Source organism: Mesorhizobium sp. M4B.F.Ca.ET.143.01.1.1 (genome assembly GCF_004792275.1).
In the GTDB taxonomy this organism is placed as follows: Bacteria; Pseudomonadota; Alphaproteobacteria; order Rhizobiales; family Rhizobiaceae; genus Mesorhizobium; species Mesorhizobium abyssinicae.
Map to the genome: position 1 here is coordinate 73,993 of NZ_SRSR01000001.1, position 20,928 is coordinate 94,920.

Annotated in this window: 17 protein-coding genes; 2 read left to right on the forward strand and 15 right to left on the reverse strand. The window is 60.3% G+C overall.

What is annotated here, in order from left to right; translation table 11 throughout:
- Positions 1-27 precede the first annotated feature (27 nt).
- Positions 28-705 (forward strand): HAD hydrolase-like protein, encoded by a 678-nt coding sequence (locus EN786_RS00320; RefSeq protein WP_187331425.1) that lies wholly within the window; start codon positions 28-30, stop codon positions 703-705.
- 299 nt (positions 706-1,004) lie between these two features.
- Here the strand turns inward: EN786_RS00320 and EN786_RS00325 are convergent, their stop codons facing one another.
- The 14 genes from EN786_RS00325 to EN786_RS00390 all read right to left on the reverse strand — a co-directional run bounded on the left by EN786_RS00325 (position 1,005) and on the right by EN786_RS00390 (position 18,850).
- Positions 1,005-1,298 carry an FAD-linked oxidase C-terminal domain-containing protein gene (locus EN786_RS00325; RefSeq protein WP_127308993.1) on the reverse strand — a complete coding sequence of 98 codons (294 nt, stop codon included), beginning with the start codon at positions 1,296-1,298 and terminating at the stop codon, positions 1,005-1,007.
- A gap of 216 nt (positions 1,299-1,514) precedes the next feature.
- Positions 1,515-3,110, reverse strand: a complete 1,596-nt coding sequence (locus tag EN786_RS00330; protein ID WP_127308992.1) for a GMC family oxidoreductase N-terminal domain-containing protein — start codon at positions 3,108-3,110, stop codon at positions 1,515-1,517.
- Between the two features lie 84 nt (positions 3,111-3,194).
- Positions 3,195-4,340 carry an extracellular solute-binding protein gene (locus tag EN786_RS00335; protein WP_127308991.1) on the reverse strand — a complete coding sequence of 382 codons (1,146 nt, stop codon included), beginning with the start codon at positions 4,338-4,340 and terminating at the stop codon, positions 3,195-3,197.
- 156 nt (positions 4,341-4,496) lie between these two features.
- Positions 4,497-5,582 carry an ABC transporter ATP-binding protein gene (locus EN786_RS00340; RefSeq protein WP_127308990.1) on the reverse strand — a complete coding sequence of 362 codons (1,086 nt, stop codon included), beginning with the start codon at positions 5,580-5,582 and terminating at the stop codon, positions 4,497-4,499.
- A 10-nt stretch (positions 5,583-5,592) separates the two neighbouring features.
- Positions 5,593-6,381 carry an ABC transporter permease gene (locus tag EN786_RS00345; RefSeq protein WP_127308989.1) on the reverse strand — a complete coding sequence of 263 codons (789 nt, stop codon included), beginning with the start codon at positions 6,379-6,381 and terminating at the stop codon, positions 5,593-5,595.
- Positions 6,382-7,263 (reverse strand): ABC transporter permease, encoded by an 882-nt coding sequence (locus EN786_RS00350; protein ID WP_127308988.1) that lies wholly within the window; start codon positions 7,261-7,263, stop codon positions 6,382-6,384. It lies immediately after the preceding gene.
- 947 nt (positions 7,264-8,210) lie between these two features.
- Positions 8,211-9,620 (reverse strand): aspartate ammonia-lyase, encoded by a 1,410-nt coding sequence (locus tag EN786_RS00355; protein WP_127308987.1) that lies wholly within the window; start codon positions 9,618-9,620, stop codon positions 8,211-8,213.
- Between the two features lie 191 nt (positions 9,621-9,811).
- The gene (locus EN786_RS00360) at positions 9,812-11,308 is read right to left on the reverse strand and encodes a GMC family oxidoreductase (RefSeq protein WP_127308986.1); all 1,497 of its coding nucleotides are present in this window, start codon (positions 11,306-11,308) and stop codon (positions 9,812-9,814) included.
- A 9-nt stretch (positions 11,309-11,317) separates the two neighbouring features.
- Positions 11,318-12,418, reverse strand: coding sequence for a sn-glycerol-3-phosphate ABC transporter ATP-binding protein UgpC (gene ugpC, locus EN786_RS00365; RefSeq protein WP_127308985.1), 1,101 nt, complete (start codon positions 12,416-12,418; stop codon positions 11,318-11,320).
- Between the two features lie 4 nt (positions 12,419-12,422).
- On the reverse strand, positions 12,423-13,343 hold the full coding sequence (locus EN786_RS00370) for a carbohydrate ABC transporter permease (protein WP_245478121.1): 921 nt from the start codon (positions 13,341-13,343) through the stop codon (positions 12,423-12,425).
- On the reverse strand, positions 13,333-14,229 hold the full coding sequence (locus tag EN786_RS00375) for a sugar ABC transporter permease (protein WP_127308984.1): 897 nt from the start codon (positions 14,227-14,229) through the stop codon (positions 13,333-13,335). The genes EN786_RS00370 and EN786_RS00375 overlap by 11 nt, the downstream gene beginning before the upstream one ends.
- Positions 14,230-14,319: 90 nt before the next feature.
- Positions 14,320-15,573: an ABC transporter substrate-binding protein gene (locus tag EN786_RS00380; RefSeq protein ID WP_127308983.1), complete on the reverse strand. Its 1,254-nt coding sequence runs from the start codon at positions 15,571-15,573 to the stop codon at positions 14,320-14,322.
- A 63-nt stretch (positions 15,574-15,636) separates the two neighbouring features.
- Positions 15,637-16,947, reverse strand: coding sequence for a histidinol dehydrogenase (gene hisD, locus EN786_RS00385; protein ID WP_127308982.1), 1,311 nt, complete (start codon positions 16,945-16,947; stop codon positions 15,637-15,639).
- A 100-nt stretch (positions 16,948-17,047) separates the two neighbouring features.
- Complete coding sequence (locus EN786_RS00390) at positions 17,048-18,850, reverse strand: thiamine pyrophosphate-binding protein (protein WP_127308981.1); 1,803 nt, start codon at positions 18,848-18,850, stop codon at positions 17,048-17,050.
- Positions 18,851-19,220: 370 nt separating this feature from the next.
- On the opposite strand from EN786_RS00390, the gene EN786_RS00395 reads away from it, so the two are divergent.
- Positions 19,221-20,105 (forward strand): sugar phosphate isomerase/epimerase family protein, encoded by an 885-nt coding sequence (locus EN786_RS00395; RefSeq protein ID WP_127308980.1) that lies wholly within the window; start codon positions 19,221-19,223, stop codon positions 20,103-20,105.
- Here the strand turns inward: EN786_RS00395 and EN786_RS00400 are convergent.
- Entirely contained in the window at positions 20,077-20,895 is an 819-nt protein-coding gene (locus EN786_RS00400; RefSeq protein ID WP_127308979.1) for a DeoR/GlpR family DNA-binding transcription regulator, read from the reverse strand. The two genes, EN786_RS00395 and EN786_RS00400, sit on opposite strands and share 29 nt — an antisense overlap.
- Positions 20,896-20,928 lie beyond the last annotated feature (33 nt).

Consider the following 20,928-nt stretch of genomic DNA (forward strand, 5'->3'; position numbering starts at 1 on the left):
GCCGCTGCTGCCATGGGAAACATCGCAATGAAGAGGCAAGGCGTGCCCCCTAAGACAGTTCTCCCGGCCCGCCCTTCGGCGATAATCTTCGATTTCGACGGCGTCATCTTGGATTCAGCCGAGATCAAGGCTCAGGCTTTTGCGGAGATCTATTCCGAGAAAGGCGAAGAATGGGCTGCTTTCATCCTGGATTATCAGCGCAAGCATGGAGGCGTATCTCGTCGAGAAAAGTTCAAACATTTTGACAAAACGATGCTCGGCCAGGAACCGACCGAGGAGAGACTTTCTTTCCTGTCACAAAGGTTCACGGATATCGTTTTCAAGAAGGTACTTTCCGCACCTTTCATCCCCGGGGCCAGATCGCTGCTGGACGCCGCTCGCGGTCCCTCCCGGCTTTTTGTCGTCTCGGGTACGCCGCATGGAGAGTTGGTCGAGATCGTCCGACAACGCGACCTGAACCCCTATTTCGAAATCGTCATCGGTGCGCCTACCAGAAAGCATGAGGCCTTCACCGGGATCCTTGCCTTGGGCCTTGCCCGGGAAACGGTGGTGGCTGTCGGTGATTCCATCACCGAGTGTTCGGCGGCGATCGAACTGGGAATCCCGTTCCTCGGAATCCGCAACGGCCCGTCACCAACGAATTTCCCGGAAGGAGTCCTGTCCCTTCCCGACCTGACAGATGCTACCCGTCTGCTTGGATTTTGAAGTCCACTCAGTACGTCACTCCCCACTTTCATTGATATCGTGCTTGCCAACCCGGCTTTGTGGCTGCGAGTGCCTCACGCGGGGCCGTTTGCCCTTCAAGCCGAGACGGCGTTCGAGAGACCCGCAAACTCGGCGCTGTTGCCGAAGCAAGCATCCGTGGGCATTACCTTCGCGCCGGGCCGGCTGGCCAACAACGCACTGTGCATGCGATGGCGCGCGCGCCACAGGGCCGCCCCGCTCTCCTCTGGCCCAGCGAAACTCGCCTCCGCCCATTTCGGCGGATTTCGCCCCGACAGTGGCTATCTGTTCGGCAACAGCTTGGGGCGCGCCAGCGAATTCGAAAAACAAGGTAGGCCGTATTCATAATCGAGCTTGAAGTAGTCGACGCATGCCGGCATGGCGGGCTCGTCCATCAGCTCCGCTCGCGCAATCGGCAATGCAAGTTGAATAATTTGAGGCACCGTGGCGACCGCAGCCTTCAGCGAAGGATAGCCGCACACCGCGACGGTCTCTTCTGGGACGCCATGAACGCGGATGGTGAGTTGTGTGATTACGCCGAGAGTGCCTTCGGACCCGATGAAGAGCTTGGTCAGGTCGTAGCCGGTCGATTACGCGCCCCGTGCTAGCGGCTCTTTTGGCGCACTCCTTTCGGAAAGTGCGCCTCCTCCTTGTCAGCGCGGGTGTCCATTCAGTCAGAAACTGGAGGAGCGTCACTGCGGTCTGCGGAACCGTGTTGTGCGGTTTGGCAAAAGAGGGTCAGGCTTGCACCGCGTCGGCCTGACGCGCATCACACGCGTTAGCCAGGATCATCAAAGATCGTTGCGGCTGCGGCGGAGGAAATCGGCGGCGCGCTCGCCGACCATGATCGCTGGCGCATTGGTGTTGCCGGACGGCACGGTTGGCATGACGGAAGCGTCGGCGACGCGCAGCCCCGAAACGCCGTGGACACGCAATTGGCCGTCGACGACAGCCCTGGCGTCCTTGCCGATCCTGCACGTGCCGGTCGGATGCAATGCGCCTTGCGCCATTTCCTTGACGTAGTGGCGGTAGTCGTCCATCGATCGCATTTGCCGGCCAGGGTGCGTCTCGCGCCTGATTAGGGGCTCCAGCAGCGACTGGCTCATGATCTTCTGGCCGAGGCGCACGCCTTGGGCCATGGTGTCGAGATCATAGGGGTCCGACAGATAGTTCGGCTGGATGCGCGGAGGATCGACCGGGTCGGCCGAGCGCAGTTCGACGAAGCCGCGTGAGCGCGGCCGGATCTGGCAGGCGTTGAGTGTGCAGCCATAGCCGCTCTCTACTGGCGCGACGCCGTCCTCGACCCCCGAGCCGGCGAGGAAGGCGAACTGGATGTCGGGGTGCGGATCGTCTGAATTGACCCGCCAGAAGGCGCCGCCTTCGATGATGTTCGAGCAGACCGGACCTTTGCGGAAAAGCGCATATTGCAGCCCCGCCCAAGCCTTCCAATGCAGCTTTTTGTACTTGTCGTAACCGTGCGGGCCGTTCAGCTCATAGATCAGATAGACATCCATGTGATCCTGGAGGCCCCGGCCAACGCCGGGCAGGTCATGAACCACCGGAATGCCCAGCTGGGCCAGATGCGCGGCCGGGCCAATCCCTGAGAGTTGCAGCAGCCGGGGCGAATTGATGGCGCCTGCCGACACGATCACCTCGCGTTCGGCCTTCGCCACGATGCGGACGCCGCCGCGCATATACTCAACGCCGACAGCCCGTTTGCCGTCAAAGAGGATGCGCAGGGCGCGGCTGCTGGTCTGTACGGAGAGATTGCGCCGCCTGCGCGCCGGTCTCAGGTAGCATACGGCGGCGCTGGCACGGCGGCCGTTGCGCAGCGTGAGCTGGTAGAGGCCCGAGCCCGCCTGCTCGCCACCGTTGAAGTCAGCGACATAGGGAATACCGGCCTGTTGGCAGGCCTGCAGCCAAGTCCTGGTCAACGGGCTGACATGCTCGGGACTGGACACGTGTTGAGGTCCGCCGCGCGCATGCGCTGGGCCTGCCAGCGTGTCGTTATCTTCCGCCTTCAAGAAGAACGGCAGCACATCTGCGTAGGACCATCCTTCGGCGCCGTTGGCTGCCCAGCCGTCATAGTCGGAGGGGATGCCGCGCACATAGAGCATGGCATTGACCGATGAGCCGCCGCCCAGCACTCGCGCCTGCACCATGGTCGGCGGACGGGCTTTCGGGTTTCCGGCTGTGACTTCCTGCTCGAAGCGTTGCAGCAAATTGCCGGTCGCCGTCTTGTAGACCGTTGCAGGCAGATGGATCGCGATGTGTCGGTCTTCCGGGCCTTCTTCGAGAAGTAGCACGGATGTAGCGGGGTCTTCGGAAAGGCGTGAGGCGACGACGCATCCGGCCGAGCCGCCCCCGATCACGATGTAGTCGGGCATCTGCTATCCGTTAAGAGACAGCGAGGCGGCGCAGGACGAGGCCGCCTCACTATGCGGGCATAAGAGGAAAGAGCGAGGCGCCGGTCAGCCGGCGGCCTTGAATTCATTCCACGCTGCGACCCAGTCGGCGTAAGTGGCGAACTGGGTCGACTCAAGCGGTGGAATGCCAAGCAGCGGTGACGACTTGAAGATGCCTTCGACGTCTGAATAGTCGAACAGCGCCTTGGTCTCCGGTGGCAAAAGGTCAACCGCCTTCGGCGATACCACGCCGGCGGCGTTGCGGGTGACGACTTTGGCCTGGATTTCCGGCGAAATCGCCATGTCGATGAAGGCGTAAGCGGCATCCTCGTTGTCGACCGACGGCGGCATGAACCAGGCATCACACCAGGTACCGGCGCCTTCCTTCGGGATCGTGTATTCGGTTTTGACACCCTGCTTGGCAGTTTCGACCGGGATGCCGGTCCAACCACAGAAGAGCGCGGCCACTTCGCCCGAAACGAACAGCGAAACGAGGTCTCCGTAGGTCAGGCTGATGATTCGCGACTGGTCGCGGTACTTCTTGAGGTTTTCAAAGATGGCCTTCATCTCGTCGGGCGTGACATTCGGGAACTTGTCACCGAGGCCGGCCATACGGGCAGCGATAGGCCAAGTGGCGAGCGTATCATCGACGAAGGCGATCTTGCCCTTCAACTCGGGCTTGAGCAGGTCCTCGTAGGAGGTAGGCTTTTCCATCAGCGCCGGATTATAGACCAAAGCGTTGAGTCCCCATGCATAGGGCACGCCGTAGAGCTGGCCGTTTCGGAACCAGGTCGGCTTGTCGTAGAAGACGTCGAAGAGATTGTCCTTGTTGTAGTTCGACAGCTTGACCTTATCGAGCGGCTTGGCGATCTTCAAAACGTCGAGGTAGAGGTCGGCGTAGCCTTGGTTATACTCGGCGGCGTCGAAGGGCGGCGGGTTCGGCACGCTGAACTTTGTCGTCACGTCGTCCTGATTGCCCATGGCGCTGACCTGGACGTTGATGCCGTTCTTGGCACGCCAGTCGGCGAGTTCATCTGTCAGCTCCCAGCCTTCCCAAGCCATAATCTGCAGGTCGCCGCTTGCGGCGCGCGCCGGGAAGGGCAGAAGCGGACCAAGCATTGCGCCGCCGGCCAGAGCCGTGGCGCCCTGAAGGAAGGAGCGGCGGCCTACCCTCGCCTGCAGGATCTCGCCTGTTGACCAAATTCGTCTCATCTTCGTTCCCCTTTTCGTGTTTCTTGGCTTGGAAAGTTTCCCGCTTCGCAGACGCTTCCACAATTTCGCATGATCGAAATTGCCGCCGCTTGACGACGCAAGCCGTGCGCCATCCTGCGAATGGTGGGCGGCCCTGCCTTACTGGCGGCGGCTGGGTCAATGGTTTGGCAACATCACCACATTGTGGGCGTCCCAGAAAACCTTGGTCCGCGCATGCAACGCTGGCAGGAGGTTGCGGCCGTCGCGTTGCACCTGGATGCGGACGAAGGACTGGTCGTCCAGCCGCACGGTATAGAAGGAGCGGCTGCCGATGAAGGCAATGTCGTCGACTGTCCCCTCGACCGACTGCCGCGCTGCGTCGCCCTCCTGGAAACTCAGCGATTCCGGACGAAGGGAAACTGCAACTTTGTCGTCCCTTGACGCATTCGGCGCGTGGCTTGCGAGGAAGCGGATTCCGGAGGGCGTTACCGCCGTTGTACCGACGCCGTTGACGTGTGTAACCTTGGCCTCGAACAGGTTGGTCTCGCCGAGGAATTTCGCAGCAAACAGCGACTTAGGCTTCGCATACATGTCCTCGGGGCGGTCGACCTGAACGAACCGTCCTTTCTCCATGAGCACAACGCGGTCCGACAGGATCATGGCTTCGTCCTGGTCGTGTGTTACGTAGACAAAGGTGGCACCGGTTTCCGCGTGGATGCGCTTCATCTCAGAAAGCATGTGCTGGCGGATTTTGAGGTCGAGAGCTGCTAGCGGCTCGTCGAGGAGCAGGACTTTCGGTCCATTCACAAGCGCCCGCGCCAACGCGACACGCTGGCTCTGCCCACCGCTGATCTGATCGATATAGCGGTTGGCGAAGCTGTCCAGCTGCACGATGTGTAGCATCCGCTGAACGCGTTCCTTGATCTCGTTCTTGGGAAGGCCCTTGACCTTTAGGCCGAAAGCGACGTTCTCGAAGACGTCCAGATGCGGGAAGAGCGCGTAGCGCTGGAATACCATGTTGACGGGCCGTCGCTCCGGCGGCACGCCGGCGACATCCACGCCGCCGATGCGTAGCGAGCCTTCGGTCAGGCTGTCGAAGCCCGCGATGAGGCGCATCAGCGTGGTCTTGCCGCAGCCGCTCGGCCCGAGCAGGGTGAGAATCTCGCCCTCCTCGATCGCGAGATCGATGTCGGACAGCGCGATGAAGCTGCCAAAGACTTTCTTGCCGCGTTTGATCTCTATGATGGGATTGGGAGGGGTCATGCTGGGCTCCTCACGACGTTTCGCGGCCTGAGATGGATGAACTGCGACGCCACCTGCCGATCGCCCACGCGCCTACCAGAATGACGACTGAGAAGGCGAGAGCCAGTGTGGAGATGGCGTTGATGAGGGGTGTCACGGTGCGCCGCATCATCGACCAGATGTACATGGGCAGCGTCGTCTCGGTGCCTGCCACGAAAGACGTCACGACGAACTCGTCGAAAGAGACGGCGAAGGCGAGGATTGCCGAGGAAATGAGCGTCGGCGCGATCAGCGGCAGCGTGACGCGCGAGAAGGTCTGCAACTGGCTGGCGCCCAGGTCGCGAGCCGCTTCCTCCAGCGACATGTCGAACAGGGTAAGTCGCGCCTTCATGGCCACAATCATGATCGGGATGGCGATGACGACATGCGAGATGACGATGGTCACAGTTGAAAGCTGCACCCCAGCCTGGGCGAAGAGGACCAGCAGCGACACGCCGACGAACAGGCCGGGCAGCGCGATCGGCGTGACCGTCACTGCCTCGATCAGGTTGCGGCCGAAGCGACCGGAACGCAGCCAAGCCAAAGAAGCCGTCGCGCCGAGCAGCAGGGTGATGACAGCGGTCAGCAGCGCGATGCCAAGGCTTTTCAGCACCGCGGCGCTCAGTTGCGGATTGCCCAGCAATTCCTCGTACCAGCGCAGGCTGAAGCCGGCGAACGGAAAGGAAAGCGACGGCGAATCGTGGAAGCTGAACAGCACGATGATGACGAGCGGCGCCAGCAAGAAGGCTAGGATGGTCCACACGACGAGCTTGATCAGCATTTAAGCCTCCGCGGAGGCGGTTGGTCGCCGGCGTTTGACGATCAGTCCGCTGACGCGGCCGAGCCCCAGCAGGATCGTGTAAAGAAGCACCGAGACAGCGAACATGATGAACGCCTGCGCCGCTCCCAGCGGCCAATTACCGGTCTTGCGGAACTGGTCCGCGATGAGCAGTCCGGTGGTTTGGCCAGATGCGCCGCCGAGCATCTGCGGCGTCACGTAGTCGCCCGAGACGAGAATGAAGGTGAGCATGAAGGCGCCAATGAGACCGTTGGCCGCGTTCGGCGCGATGACCCTATGAAATGCGCCGAACGACGTGGTGCCGAGATCGCGCGCGGCATCGATCAGGTCGCGTTTGATCTCGCTGAGCGAGGCCACCACCAGCAGAATGCAGAATGGAAGATAAACGTGAACCAGCGTGATCGTAACTGCAAAGGAGTTGAACAGTAACGCCTCGAGTGGATGGTCGATAAGGCCGAGCTGTAGCAAGACCGTGTTGAGCACGCCGTTGGTGCCGAGCAACGTGCGCCAGGCATAGATGCGCACGAGGTAGCTCGAGAACCACGTGATCAGGATTAGGTAGAGGATGACTTGCGAGCGGCTGATGTAAACAAGGTAGTAGCCGACCGGAATCGCGAGGATCAGGCTGACCGTAGCAGTCAACAGGCCGATGCGGATGGCGTTGAAGGTGACTTTCCAGAACACCGGCGACATCAGCGAGTCTGCATAGTTGCCCCACTGGAAATCCGGAACGATGCGGTAGGAGGCGGATGACCAGAAGCTGTAGACGAGAAGGATAAGGCTGGGAACGACGAAGAAAGCCAACATGTAGGCGACCGTGGGGCCCGCCAGGATTGCACTAGTCCTTGTTCGTGCCAGGCTCATCTTTTGCCTATCCCGGCGGGTGACGGTCCGTCGTCCGCTCGCACTTTTGAGTACGTGGCTCAATTTTCAGCCGCGGAGTCGGCTGGGCCACGATCATCAAAGTCTCAGTTGTAATGCATGTCCCCGGCGGCTGGTCGAACCCTGTTGACCGCGCACTTTGTTCTTCCAGTAGGTTCTTCCAGATTGACGCGTCACACAATTTCGCAGACACAGGTTTGTTGAAGCGAGGTGAAGCATGTCTTGCGTAGCTGCGCGTCCTTTGCTCTGATTGGCGCTAGGAAAATCGACATTAGCGTCAAGACATGCGCGCAGGGGCGGCACTGTGACGGCACGCGAGGCGTCTCCTCGACGAGCGCTTCTCCAGGTTCGCTTCCACAAGGCCCCGCCGGGTCCGATAAATCGTCGACCCCCAGACCTTCAAGATTGCGACTATAACCTTGTCGCTCAGGCCGCCGTTCGCGGCCGGGAGTATCTTTGCCCATTTCAGTTTGCGCGTCGCTTGGCGTCGCTTGGCGTCACTTGCTCCACAGCGCGTCAAGTTGATCCCGTTTCGATTGGCTGAGGGCACCATACTTTATACTTACGTCCACCCTTCAGCCTTCAGGTGCAGTTACAGCCGGAAATGCGGCCGTCAGTTGGCGAACGACAAACCGCACAGCCGCCGCGCGTCAGGTAGCTTCAAGGCCAGTATTTGGCCTTCATCTACCCCGACAGCCGGTTCCCCAAGCAACCCCGGCCGAAGCGGAGATGCGGCGCTTCGTCGACGTCACTGCTTCATTCGTCCACCAGATGGTGGATGACTTTAGAAAAGCCCGACCTCGTCTCACGCACACCCGGAGCCACTTGAAGCGTACAACTTCTTATTCCTTCGGAAGCGCTTCCGATCTTGCGCTACAACAACGCATCACAATCTCTACGGAACGGAATATATCTTACGACCATAAATCCTAAGGAGCATCTGAAAGACCGATGAACTCGGCGCTGTTGCCGAAGATTTGCTCAATCTGTTCAGGGAGCAGAACACCTTCGTCTTCAACGACCTGGCGCAAATTTCTCTTCCCTGCCAAAGCGCGCTTCGACAGCTCCGCCGCTTTGCTATAGCCAATGAGCTTTGCCAACGGCGTGGCCAAAGCAAGAGATTGGTCAAGCAGGGCTTTGCAGCGATCCTCGTCGACTTCGATCCCGTCCACGCAGCGCTCTTTGAAAATCCGCATTCCTCTCGTCAACAACCGCATTGATTGCAGGATGTTCAAGACGATCACCGGTTCCATTGCATTCAGTTGGAGCTGCCCGGCGCTCGCGGCGAGCGTCACGGCAAGATCATTCCCAATGACCTGGAAACTGAGCTGGTTCATCATCTCCGGAATGACGGGGTTGATCTTGCCCGGCATGATGGAAGAGCCGGCCTGTACCGGCGGCAAGCGAATCTCGCCGAGGCCGCCGAGCGGTCCGCTGCTAAGGAGGCGCAGATCGTTGCAGATCTTGGTCAGCTTGACAGCGATGCGCTTCAGCATACCTGAAAAGGAGACAAAACCTCCGGTGTCGGACGTTGCCTCGATAAGGTTGCGCGCGGCGATAAGCTGAATCCCGGATATTTGCGACAGATGACGGCAAACGATACTGGGGAACTCGCGAGGCACGTTGATCGACGTGCCGATTGCCGAACCGCCGAGGTTGATTTCCAGCAACAATCTCGATGCCGATTGAAGCTGGATGATGTCCTCATCTATGAGTTCGGCAAAGGCCCCGAACTCTTGCCCGACTGTCATCGGAACGGCATCTTGAAGCTGAGTTCTGCCGACCTTCAGGGCATTTGCATGCTGCAGCGCTTTCGCGCGGAACGCCTCACGCAAGCCGACCTTTGCGGATACCAGTCCCTCGCAGGCTCGCAACACCGTCAGCCGGATTGCGGTCGGATACACATCGTTGGTCGACTGGGAAAGGTTTACGTCGTCATTGGGGTGCAGTCTCGTATAGTCGCCAACGGCTGCGCCGAGCTTGATCAAGGCCAGGTTCGTTACAACCTCGTTGACGTTCATGTTCGTGGACGTGCCGGCCCCGCCCTGCATCATGTCCACGGGGAAATTCTCTTCGATCCCCCGAAGTCCGATGAGTTCGTCACAGGCATCCGATATGGCATGTGTCTTTTCGGGCGAGAGCAGTCCGAGTTCCATGTTCGCCAGGCCAGCGGCCTTTTTCACCATGGCCATCGACTGGATGAGCTCGGGGAAATCCCTCAGGCGCAGCCCCGAAATGTCAAAGTTCTGTTCCGCTCGACGGGTGTGCACGCCGTAGAGCACATTGCCAGGGATAGCGAGCGGTCCGATCAGGTCGGATTCGATGCGTTCGACAAACATGGTTGCTTCCTCTCTCAGGACAGGATCTGGCACCACACACCGCCCCATCGCTTGCCTGTGGACCCGATCGGCCTGACGGGGCTGCCGCAAGCCTTGGACCCGGGCCTCTGCGGGGTACGACGCTCAGTTTCTCGGCGTCCCACCAGGGCTCGCCTTCAGCGGCGTCCTCTCTGCCGCGGGAGGTGACACCGTCACCTCTGCTTGATGGCGGCGCCAGCCTTGATGGCGAGGGCCGCAACGGTCAGTGCGGGGTTAACGGCCGCTGATGTAGGAAGTACCGAAGCGTCGGTCACGTAGAGGTTTGAGATTTCGTGCGAACGGCAATCGGTCGACACGACCGACGTCTGCGGATCGTTCCCTAGTCTGGCAGTGCCGCACTGATGCGAAGTCGTCTTCCTGCCGAAAGTTCGGGTGAGAACGATGGGAAAGCCCGCCTTGCGCATGACGTGACGCGTCTTGCGGATGAGGGTCTCGTGCGCCCGCATGTTGCTGCGCACCCAATGCATGACGATGCGGCCGTTGCTGACCGTGACGCGGCTGTCGGGATTGGGCAGATCCTCGCTGGTTAGGAACCAGCCATAGCAATTGCGGGCTATCAGACCGGCCAGCCAGCGCGGCAGTAGTGGTGCGTTGGCCTTCAGGATATTTCCCGTAATGTGTCCGAGTAACTGGACGTTTCCGAGCGGAAATCCGGTCTCCGGATCGGCATTGTAGAAGTCGTTGAACGCAAGCGTCTTCTGGTAAACCGATGTGTTGGCGGATAGCGGATCGATCGTCAGCATGGCGGTGGTGTTGTGGTTCATGAAATTTCGGCCGAGTTGGTCGGAGCCATTGGCCAGCCCGCGCGGGTGCGCGCCATTGGCAGACCGCAACAGCAGCGCAGCGGTCTGGACGGCGCCGGCCGCAACAGCGAAGACGCCAGCGCTGATGCGTTGCTCAACGCCATCCTTCAGGAACACCGCGGCAATCACCTGCTGACCGGCCGGATCGGTCTCCAGGCGCAAGACATTCGCCCCAGTCAAGAGGCTGACATTGCCGTGCTCGAGCGCCGCCGCCAGCGGGCCGGCCTCAGCATCGACCTTGCCGGATCCAGTATTGGGAAAAGCATCCCATCCGGTCTTGGCGCGGCGAAGCCATTCATCGATGTCGATGGCCAGGGGAAGACTGGAGGGGTGTACGCCTGCCTTGTTCAGGCGAGCCCGCACAGCGGCGATGGCGGGCTCGTCCTGCACCGGGGGAAAGCGGTAGGGGCTCACACGCGGCGGCTCCGTCGGGTCCTGTGAGGCATCGCCGCGCACCTTGAAGATCGCCTCGGCCCGCTCGTACCACGGCTCGAGTTCGTCATAGGTGATCGGCCACCCTGGTGAAGCGCCATCCATGTGGGGGCGAGGCGAGAAATCTTCCTCTCTGTAGCGGTACAAGACCGCGCCAAAGAACTTGGAATTGCCGCCGACATAGTAATAATTGCCCGGCAGGAAAGCCTCGCCATCGGTGCCAATCCACTCTTCGCTCGATCGATAAAATCCCTTGAGGAATATGGCCGTATCATCGCGCGCTTCGGGGGTATCCCGCAGGTGCTCGCCACGTTCCAGGATCACGATACGCCTGCCGCTATCGGCAAGGCTATAGGCCAGGGACGCGCCTCCAATCCCCGATCCGATGATGACGATATCTGCTGTCTGGTCCAAGTCGGCGCCTCAATCTATGCGTTGTTCGGTCTCAGCATCGAACAGCACGATCTTGGCAGTATCGACAGCGAGGGTCGCGGGCGTGCGGGCTGCTACGGCTCGTGGTGGCACGCGCGCCGTGACCTCGACGCCACCTGCCTGGAACAGGGCAAGCGTGTCGGGTCCGGTCGGTTCGACAACGTCGATATTTACCGACAGCTTTTGCGCAGACTGTGCGCCGGCAAGGCTGAAAAGTTCAGGACGGATCCCGACAAGGACCCTGCGCCCGGCGTATTTGGCAGCCGCCTGCGACGAGACCGGAATTCCGGCGAGTTCAGTGGGCGCCGCGCCAGGGATGTCGATGACAGCAACCGCGCGGCCTTCTTTCACCTCGAGCTTCGCCGGAATGATGTTCATCGATGGCGAGCCAACGAACTTGGCCACATATACGTTCGCCGGCCGGTCGTAGACCGACTGCGGATCGTCGAGGTGCTGGACCACGCCGTCCTTCATCACGGCGACGCGCGTGGCGAGCGTCATGGCCTCGATCTGGTCGTGGGTGACATAGACGATGGTGGTTCCCAATCGTGCGTGGAGGCGCTTGATCTCCGTGCGCATATCGACGCGCAACTTGGCGTCCAGGTTGGAGAGAGGTTCGTCGAACAAGAACAGCTTGGGTTGACGCACGATCGCGCGCCCCATCGCCACACGCTGTCGCTGACCGCCCGAAAGTTGGGACGGCTTCCTATTCAAAAGATGCGTCATCTGGAGCAGGTCTGCCGCGGTCTTCACGGCCTTGTCCCGCTCGGCCTGTGGCACACCGCGTATCTTCATGCCGAACTCGATGTTCTGGCGCACGGTCATCGTGGGGTACAGCGCGTAGGACTGGAACACCATCGCAATATCCCGATCTTTCGGCGAGAGGTCGTTGACCACCTTGCCGGCGATGCGGATTTCTCCGCCCGATATCTCTTCCAGCCCCGCGATCATGTTGAGCAGCGTGGACTTGCCGCAGCCCGAAGGGCCGAGCAGTACGAGGAAGTCACCGGTTCCGATGGAGATGCTGACCTCCTTCAGAACTTCGAGTTCACCATAGAGTTTGCGAGCACGATCGATTTCGAGAGTTGACATGGCATCAGCCTTTCACGGCGCCGGCAGTAAGGCCGCGCACGAAATATCTTCCAGCGACGACGTAGACAAAAAGGGTCGGAAGCGCGGCGATCATGGCGGCAGCCATGTCGACGTTGTATTCCTTGCGGCCCATCGAGACGTTGACGATGTTGTTGAGCGCTACGGTGATGGGGGCATTTTCGCCAGCGGTGAATGACGCCCCGAACAGGTAGTCGTTCCAGATCTGGGTGAACTGCCAGATGCAGGACACGACGATGATCGGCAGGGCCGCCGGCAGCATGATCGATACGAAGATCCTGATGAAACCGGCACCGTCGATCTTCGCCGCTCTTACAAGTTCATCGGGAATGCTGACGAAATAGTTGCGGAAGAACAGCGTGGTGAACGCGATGCCGTAGACCGTGTGGACCAGCACGAGCCCCGGAAGAGACCCGGCGAGACCAAGAATGCCCAACGTTTGCGCCATGGGAAGAATCACTGCCTGGAAAGGCAGGAAGCAGCCGAACAACAGCAGCCCGAAGATCACGTTGGAGCCGGGAAACCGCCATTTAGTGATGACATAGCCGTTGATCGCACCGATGCCGGTCGACATGATTACGGCTGGGATCGTCAACAGCAGCGAATTGATGAAGTAGGGTTTCAGCCCTTTGCAGGCGGTTCCGTTGCAAGCCTCTGACCAAGCGGTGCGCCAGGCATCGAAGCTGATTTGCTGTGGCAGGCCGATAAAGGAGCCGGCATAGATCTCATCGAGATGTTTCACCGAAGTGGTGATCATCACCCAGAGCGGCATCAGGTAAAACGCAGCCATGAAAAACAGGCTGCCGTAGATCACGGCACGGCCGATACGATGCTGTCGACGGAAGGACCTGGCATTGGTGGCCAAGGGCGTGGAACTGGTGGCCAAGGACGCGGCATTAGTGGCCATCGCGGGACTCCTTCAGCTCTGAATAGAGATACGGAACGATGATCGCAGCGACGGTCATCAGCATCATCATCGCACTGGCTGCGCCAACGCCCATCTGGTCACGCCGGAAGGTGGCGGAGTACATGAAGGTGGAAGGCATTTCGGTCGCGGAACCGGGTCCGGTGTTGGTCAGCGCCAGAATGAGATCGAAGCTCTTGATTGCGATATAGCTGAGCAAGACGATCACGCTCAGGAAGGCGGGGCGCAGCATCGGCACGACGATTGTCCGATAGATTCGCGGCAGGCTTGCGCCCTCGATCTGGGCGGCCTTGATGACCGAATTGTCGATGCCGCGCAGGCCGGCCAGGAAGATCGCCATGGCGAAGCCGGTCGATTGCCAGACGGCGGCTATCACCACGCAATAGATCGCGAAAGTCGGCTGTGCGATCCAGTCGAAAACGAAGCTGGTCCAGCCGAGCTCATTGATCACTTTCTGCACACCCAGAGCGGGGTTTAGAATCCACTTCCAGGCGGTGCCGGTGACGATGAAGGACAGCGCCATCGGGTAGAGAAAGATCGCCCGCAATGTGCCTTCGACGCGGATCTTCTGGTCGAGAAGGATTGCCATCAACAGTCCGAGCCCGGTGGTCAGGGCCAAAAACAGTGTTGAAAAGACGAACAGATTGAACACGGCCGTGTGCCAGCGCGGCGTCGACCACAGGCGGACATACTGATTGAGGCCGACAAAATCGTATTTCGGCACGATCATGGAAGACGAGAGCGAGATCCAACCCGTCCAGCAGATGAACAGGTAGACCGCAACCAGCACAACCAAGAGGCTGGGCGCCAGCACAAGCCGTGGCAACCAATGCTCAATACGGTTCGATAAAGGGGTGGGTCTGCTCATCGGCTTGCCCTCAGGTTGGGTCAATGGAGCTGCGAGAAAGGCGCTGCCGGGACCTCATGGGAGGCATTGCCCCGGCAGCGAACGCACGCCTCAGCGTGCGTTGTTGATCCCGTCGACCAGGGATTTGACCGCGTCTTCCGCGCTCATATCCGTGACGAAGAACTTGCCGACGACGTCTTGGAACACGCCAGAGAAACGCGGCTCGACAGCAAAGCCGTCGGTGAGCGATCCGTAGATGGCGTTGTCCTTGATGGCAGCGACGCGGTCCGAAAAGCTGCGCTTGGCGCAGTCGTCAAAATCGTCCATCGGCACATCGAGACGAGCCGGGATCGAGCCCTTGATCAGATTGAACTTCTTCTGAACCTCGGGGTCCATGATGGCTTCCGCGACCGCGTCCTGCCCCTTTGCGATATCGCCATTGTCGATCTTGAAGCCGCCGAAGGTATCGAACACGAACTTGTAATTCGGCGTGGCGGTCGGCGTCGGGAAGCAGAGGAAATCGACGCCGGGCTTCATGCCCTTGGCGAGGAATTCACCCTTCGCCCAATCGCCCATGATCTGCATGCCTGCCTGGCCGTTGGCGACCAAGTTGGTCGCAGCCGCCCAGTCACGGCCGGTGAAACCGGCATCATGCAATCCACGCACCTTGCCCAGAAGTTCAAACGTCTTGATCATCTCGGGGCTGGACAGCGCCGTCTCATCAAGATCGATAGCTGCTTTCTTGTAAAAATCGGGGCCGTTCACGTCGATCAGCATGGATTCGAACAGCTCTTCGATCTGCCAGCTCTCGTCGCTCATCGCTATCGGCGTAACACCAATCGCTTTCAGCTTTTCGGCACTGGCAATCAGTTCGTCCCAGCTTGTGGGAATGGCGATCCCAGCCTTGTCGAAGACGGCCTTATTTGCCCAAACCCAGTTCTGACGATGCATGTTGATCGGAGTCGAGAAAAAGCTGTCATCCTGCTCCAGGAATTGCAGCATGACCGGAGGAAGGGCGGCTTTCCAGCTGTTCTTGGCATAAAGGTCATTCAACGAACGCAGCACGCCTTCCTTGGCCCAGCCCAGTCCTTCGAAGCCGAGGAACTGCATCACCGCAGGCGGATTGCCGGCGGCGACACGAGTGCGCAACGCCTGCTGGGCATTGGCGCCATTGGCGCCACCAACCGCGCTGTCCTGCCACTCGAAGCCCATGGTCTTGAGCTTGTCGGTGATGACTTTCAGGGCCCCGACCTCGCTCGCCGACGTCCAGACATGCAGGCCTTCAATTTTGGTTTGTGCCATTGCCTGGCCCGCAAAGGGCAGTCCCAGGGCAGCGGCGAGCAGCATTCTCTTAAAATTCGTCATCGTTCTTCCCCTTTTGGAGGTTGAAGCCCGGTCGCATTTTCGCTGTTATCGGGCCGGTTGCAGTCAGCTTGGATCGGCCGGCATGGCGTAGCCGACGTTCTTTCTTCCGTAGCGGCGGACCCGGATGTTGGCTTGTTCGGCATGCCCGGCGAACCCTTCCATCAGGCAGAGACGCGAGCCGTACTCTCCGATCAGGGCCGAGGCCTCGTCGGTCAGGATGCGCTGATAGGTGCAGGTCTTGAGGAATTTGCCGACCCAGAGCCCGCCAGTGTAGCGCGCGGCCTTGTTGGTCGGCAGCGTATGGTTGGTGCCGATGACCTTGTCGCCAAACGACACATTCGTGCGGGCACCGAGAAACAGCGCGCCATAGTTTTTCATCTTCTCAAGGAAGTAGTCCGGATCACGCGTCATGACCTGGACATGCTCGGAGGCGATGCGATCGGCCTCGGCCACCATCTCGTCGATCGTATCGCACAGGATGATCTCGCCGAAATCCTCCCAGGCTTTGGCCGCGACAGCCGCGGTCGGCAGGATTTTGAGCAGACGCTCGATTTCATCCAGCGTGTCGCGGGTAAGTTTTTCCGAGTTGGTGATCAGCAAAGCAGGAGAGCTGACGCCATGCTCCGCCTGGCCAAGCAGATCCGTGGCCACGATCTCACCGTCGACACTGTCGTCGGCAATCACCAGCGTCTCGGTCGGACCGGCGAAAAGGTCGATGCCGACCTTGCCGAACAGCAGCCGTTTCGCTTCTGCCACATAGGCATTTCCAGGGCCGGCCAGGATATCGACGGGAGCGATCGTCTCGGTGCCGTAGGCCATGGCGGCGATCGCCTGGACGCCGCCGAGGCAGTAGATTTCGTCGGCGCCGGCGAGCGCCTGGGCGGCGACAATCTTCTCGGCGATCTTGCCCTGAAACGGCGGGGCGCAGGTGATGACGCGCTCGCAACCAGCCACTCGGGCGGTCAAGACAGTCATGTGGGCGGACGCAAGCAGCGGATATTTGCCGCCCGGGACATAGCATCCGACATTCTGGATCGGCACGTTCTTGTGGCCTAGAACGACTCCCGGCAGCGTTTCGATCTCCAGATCGAGAAGGGTCGCGCGCTGGGCTTCGGCGAACCTGCGCACCTGGTCCTGCGCGAAATCGAGATCATCGCGTTCGCGCTTGGTCAACGCGTTGATGCACCCGTCGATCTCGGCCTTGGTCAGGCGATAGTCATCCCTGTCGAACTTGTCGAAGCGGACGGACAATTCGCGCACCGCCTTGTCGCCGCCCTTCTCGACCTGGGCCAGCAAGGCCTGAACTGTCGCGGTAACTGCCGGCTGACCATCGTCTGCGACACTGCCTCGGGCGGACTTGACGGTGCGTATCATTGCAATAGCTCTTCGTTCGCGAGCGCGTGGGCGCCGCATCCTCAACGAGATGGGTGGCGAAGTTTGAGGGCGGGGCCGGCCCGCCCTCACGTCGGTCCTGCTACAGGTGCTGCTCGCGGGCGCGCATCTCGGCGTATCCGGCCTGTTCTTTTTCGTAGTAGGCCGGCGACGGAAAATCCCACCAGCCGGTCGCGAACGGTCCCGCCGCGTCGCGCGAGACAATGACCTCGACAAGAGCCGGGCCTCCGCATTCCAGAGCTGCCTTCAGGCTGCTTTCGAGATCTTCATCCTTCTCGACTTTCCAGGCCTCGAGCCCGAATGCGCGGGCGGAGGCCGTGATATCGGCAGAGTAAGGCTGGCCATTGCCGGAGTGATGGGTAAATTCGGAAGCGATGTGACGGCCCATGAACTTGCGCTGGCCACCGCGGATCGACATGTAACCTGAGTTGTTCAACACGAGGAACACCACATTGATGCCGTTCATCACGGCAGTGCCCATTTCGGGCAGCGACATCATGAAGTCGCCGTCGCCAACGATCGCCACGACCTGACGATCCGGGCATGCGAGCTTGGCGCCCAAAGCCGCCGGCACCGCCCAGCCCATCGGCGAATAGGAGCCGGAGGTCAGGTGGGTGCGAGGCTCGTAGACCGGGAAGCTTTGCTTCACCGAACCCTGGGTGTTGCCCGAACCGACAACCACAATACCATTGCGGTCGAGGACCTTGCGCAAAGCGACCAGTGGCCGCTGCGATGTGAAGGGCGTTTCGCGGCTGTTTTCGCGCGGCGCCACCTGGGCGATCCAGTCGGCCTTCGCCTTCTGGACGTCCGCCAGGAACTTCTCGCGTTTTGCGAGGGCCTTCTTGGCATCTGCCTCCGAGATCAACGCCAGGATTGCCTCCAACGCCACCTTTGCGTCGGACACGATGCCAACCTCGGTCGGATAGGTTTTGCCGATCTCACGCGGGTCAAGATCAATGTGGATCAGCTTGCCCGGGGGGATCGAGAACGAAACGCCCTTGGCGTAGGAAGATGCCGACCAATCTGTAAAGCGGCAGCCTACCGAGATCACGACGTCAGCGGACGCGGTGATCTTGTTGCCGCATGTCGTGCCGGTCTGGCCGACTGCGCCGATGAAGAGCTCATGATCTTCCGAGATGGCGCCCTTACCGTTCCAGGTGATCGAAACCGCCGCGCCGAGCCGCTCTGCCAGACGGGTCAATTCGTTCGAAGCGTTAGCCGTGATGGCGCCGCCACCGGCGACGATGACCGGCCGTTCGGCGTTCAACAGAAGCTTTACGGCCGCCTCGATCGCGCTCGGATCCGGGTAGGCCACACCGATCGGCAGGCGCTTATCCAGCGGATGAATGCTCACCTCGGCCGCCTCGACCTGCACGTCCATCGGTACCTCGACGTGCACGGGGCCCGGACGGCCGGTGAGCATCTCGTTGAAGGCGCGATGCATGATGGTCGGCAGAACCTGAACGGATTGAGCCTGCCAGGCGCGCTTGGTCACCTGCTCGGTGATGCGCGCAAAGGCGTTGTCCTGCTGGCGCTCGATCTCCTGCATGGTGCCGTGGCCATGCATGTAGGTCTGTGGGGAGCCCGAGACATAGAACAAGGAAGTCGAGTCGCAGTAGGCTGTCGCAAGCCCAATGATCGTGTTGGTAGCGCCGGGTCCGACCGACGTCGAACATGCCATGGGCTTGCCGCTGGCGCGGAAATAGCCGTCCGCCATGTGAACGGCGCTCTGTTCATGCATGACCTGGATGAAAGGCAGCTGCGAGCCTTCCTCTAGAAAAGCATCGAACAGGGCCCAGATGCCATGTCCAGGTACGCCAGCCACATATTCGACGCCATATTCCTTGAGCGCTCTTGCGACGATCTGCCCACCGGTCAGTTTCATTGTTCGACCCTCTTATCTTTGGCTGACGAGGCGGTTGCGAGATATGCTCCTCGTTCATGCTCTTAGTAAGCAGCCATGGAAGGCCCTGCGACAAGTTCGCAGGGTAGGTTTATTCGAAGCAATGTGACGCGCTATCAGAGAAGAGTTGCGACAGTAGGGGTTGACCGCTTCCAGCCGCCGATGGGCGAAATATGCCGAGACTGGCTCCAGCCAGGCGCAACACGCGTCCAGATTCCAGGAGATTTTCGACGCGATATAACGCGATAAGTGCTGCATATCGCGCAAGAATTCGCACTACCGCGCAATTCCGCCTCAACAACGCGTATGGCTTGCTTGCTGGTAATGTCAACCACTTATGACGGTGGAACCCATGTCGAAGCGCAACCAGATTGTCCTGCATGCACTCGTCGCGCGATACGGCACGCTTGCACTTGATCTCGATATCGCACACCAGATCGGCTTCGATGGGCTGGAAGCATCCGGCGCCAAGATTCGCGCTTTCCTGGACGCTGGTTTCAGCCCGCAGGAGCTGCGGCGCGTTGTCGGCGATACTTTCATTCCAGGAATTGGATTTCTTCTCGACGTGGAACGCTACGGCGACGCCCGAAAGGACCTGCTGAAAGACGCGGAAGCTTTGACGGACCTTGCCTCGGCGGTTGGATCAAAGGGCATTCAGGTCATTACAGGTCCAATCAGTCTCGAGGCTCTCGATCCCACCAGCGTTACCCGGCTACCCGATCTCTACCGCGGCGTTGTTGGCCTGCCGATAGAGGAGCAGATCGACATCACGGCGTCTGGATTGGCCGCGGTCGCCGACATTGCCGCCCAGCGCAATGTGGTCATCTACCATGAAGCGTTGTCCTGGACGCCGCTCAACACCCTTGACAGGCAGCTTCGGACCATCAGGAAAGCAGCGCGCGACAACATACGTCTCGTCGTCGACTTCTGGCACTGTTACACCTCGGGCGATGGCCCCGAACAAATCTCGCGATTGGACAAGGATCTGATTTACGGCGTGCACATCTGCGACTCTCTGCCGTTTGCGGGCGGAGTCCCCAACGAGCCGGTGCTGCGCGACGTGGAAACAGGCAAGGGCGCGCTAGACCTTCGAGAGTGGGTAGCTGCCGTGAAGTCTACCGGCTACGATGGCTGGTGGAGCTGCGAGCTGTTCTGCAACAAGCAGCATCAGATGAACAGCTACGACGTCGCTCGCGATCTCAAAACCCTCATGCAGGATCTTGTTGAAGGTCCTTAGGTCGTCGATCGTCGAGGTTTCGATTTGGACCCCCCAATGCGCGGTGGATCACCGTGCCCTGCTTGCTAAACAATTGGAGGCTCTCGGCAGTTAGCTGGCGCCCGACCACCAAATGGTCGATCTCTCCAGGTCCCGAAACTTGAAAGGGCGCGACCCTCGACATCCTGTCTGCGGTCGCAAAAGCTACCCGAGCGATGCTCCGCCTGCACATCGCGCGTTTGATTTCAGCCTCGGCAAGGTCGAATGCGGTCAAGCCGACGGAAGCATCTATGGCACAATCGGCGGCAAAGAAGAAATCGGCATGGAACTGCTCCAACTGCGAGAGGCAGACAGGTCCAAAAGAGCATCCTTTGTCCTGGTCGTACAGGCCGCCCAACAGAACCACGCGCACTTGACGATGCCCTGATAATGCCGTCGCGACTGACGGAGCATTCGTCACAACCGTCAAGGCCATGTCACGGGGCAAAGCGGCAGCGCATGCGACGCTTAGGGCTGCTTGATCCATCAGGATCACCGCGCCGGGCTGCACGAGCTTGGTTGCGGTAGCAGCCGGCGCCGCGAGATCGGAGACGGAGATTTTCAACCGCCCGCCTCCCGTGCCGGTCGCTGATGATCTGGCGAGCGCTCCGCCGTAGACCCTGCGGCAAAACCCGGCTTTGGCAAGATCGCGAAGATCGCGGCGTACGGTGTCTTCCGACACACGGAATTCGAGCGCCAGCGCGTTGGCCAGGACCTTGCCTTGCTCCGCTAATCGATCGCGTATGATCGCCTGGCGCTCTTCCGAAAGCATCACCCAAACCTCCCAGACAGATCATGGGCAGCT

What these genes read in the sequence shown, in the direction of transcription:
- EN786_RS00320 (WP_187331425.1), top strand. Translation starts at nt 28, where the DNA reads ATGAAGAGGCAAGGCGTGCCCCCTAAGACAGTTCTCCCGGCCCGCCCT.
- EN786_RS00330 (WP_127308992.1), bottom strand. Translation starts at nt 3,110, where the DNA reads ATGCCCGACTACATCGTGATCGGGGGCGGCTCGGCCGGATGCGTCGTC.
- EN786_RS00335 (WP_127308991.1), bottom strand. Translation starts at nt 4,340, where the DNA reads ATGAGACGAATTTGGTCAACAGGCGAGATCCTGCAGGCGAGGGTAGGC.
- EN786_RS00340 (WP_127308990.1), bottom strand. Translation starts at nt 5,582, where the DNA reads ATGACCCCTCCCAATCCCATCATAGAGATCAAACGCGGCAAGAAAGTC.
- EN786_RS00345 (WP_127308989.1), bottom strand. Translation starts at nt 6,381, where the DNA reads ATGCTGATCAAGCTCGTCGTGTGGACCATCCTAGCCTTCTTGCTGGCG.
- EN786_RS00350 (WP_127308988.1), bottom strand. Translation starts at nt 7,263, where the DNA reads ATGAGCCTGGCACGAACAAGGACTAGTGCAATCCTGGCGGGCCCCACG.
- EN786_RS00355 (WP_127308987.1), bottom strand. Translation starts at nt 9,620, where the DNA reads ATGTTTGTCGAACGCATCGAATCCGACCTGATCGGACCGCTCGCTATC.
- ugpC (WP_127308985.1), bottom strand. Translation starts at nt 12,418, where the DNA reads ATGTCAACTCTCGAAATCGATCGTGCTCGCAAACTCTATGGTGAACTC.
- EN786_RS00370 (WP_245478121.1), bottom strand. Translation starts at nt 13,343, where the DNA reads ATGGCCACTAATGCCGCGTCCTTGGCCACCAGTTCCACGCCCTTGGCC.
- EN786_RS00375 (WP_127308984.1), bottom strand. Translation starts at nt 14,229, where the DNA reads ATGAGCAGACCCACCCCTTTATCGAACCGTATTGAGCATTGGTTGCCA.
- EN786_RS00380 (WP_127308983.1), bottom strand. Translation starts at nt 15,573, where the DNA reads ATGACGAATTTTAAGAGAATGCTGCTCGCCGCTGCCCTGGGACTGCCC.
- hisD (WP_127308982.1), bottom strand. Translation starts at nt 16,947, where the DNA reads ATGATACGCACCGTCAAGTCCGCCCGAGGCAGTGTCGCAGACGATGGT.
- EN786_RS00390 (WP_127308981.1), bottom strand. Translation starts at nt 18,850, where the DNA reads ATGAAACTGACCGGTGGGCAGATCGTCGCAAGAGCGCTCAAGGAATAT.
- EN786_RS00395 (WP_127308980.1), top strand. Translation starts at nt 19,221, where the DNA reads ATGTCGAAGCGCAACCAGATTGTCCTGCATGCACTCGTCGCGCGATAC.
- EN786_RS00400 (WP_127308979.1), bottom strand. Translation starts at nt 20,895, where the DNA reads ATGCTTTCGGAAGAGCGCCAGGCGATCATACGCGATCGATTAGCGGAG.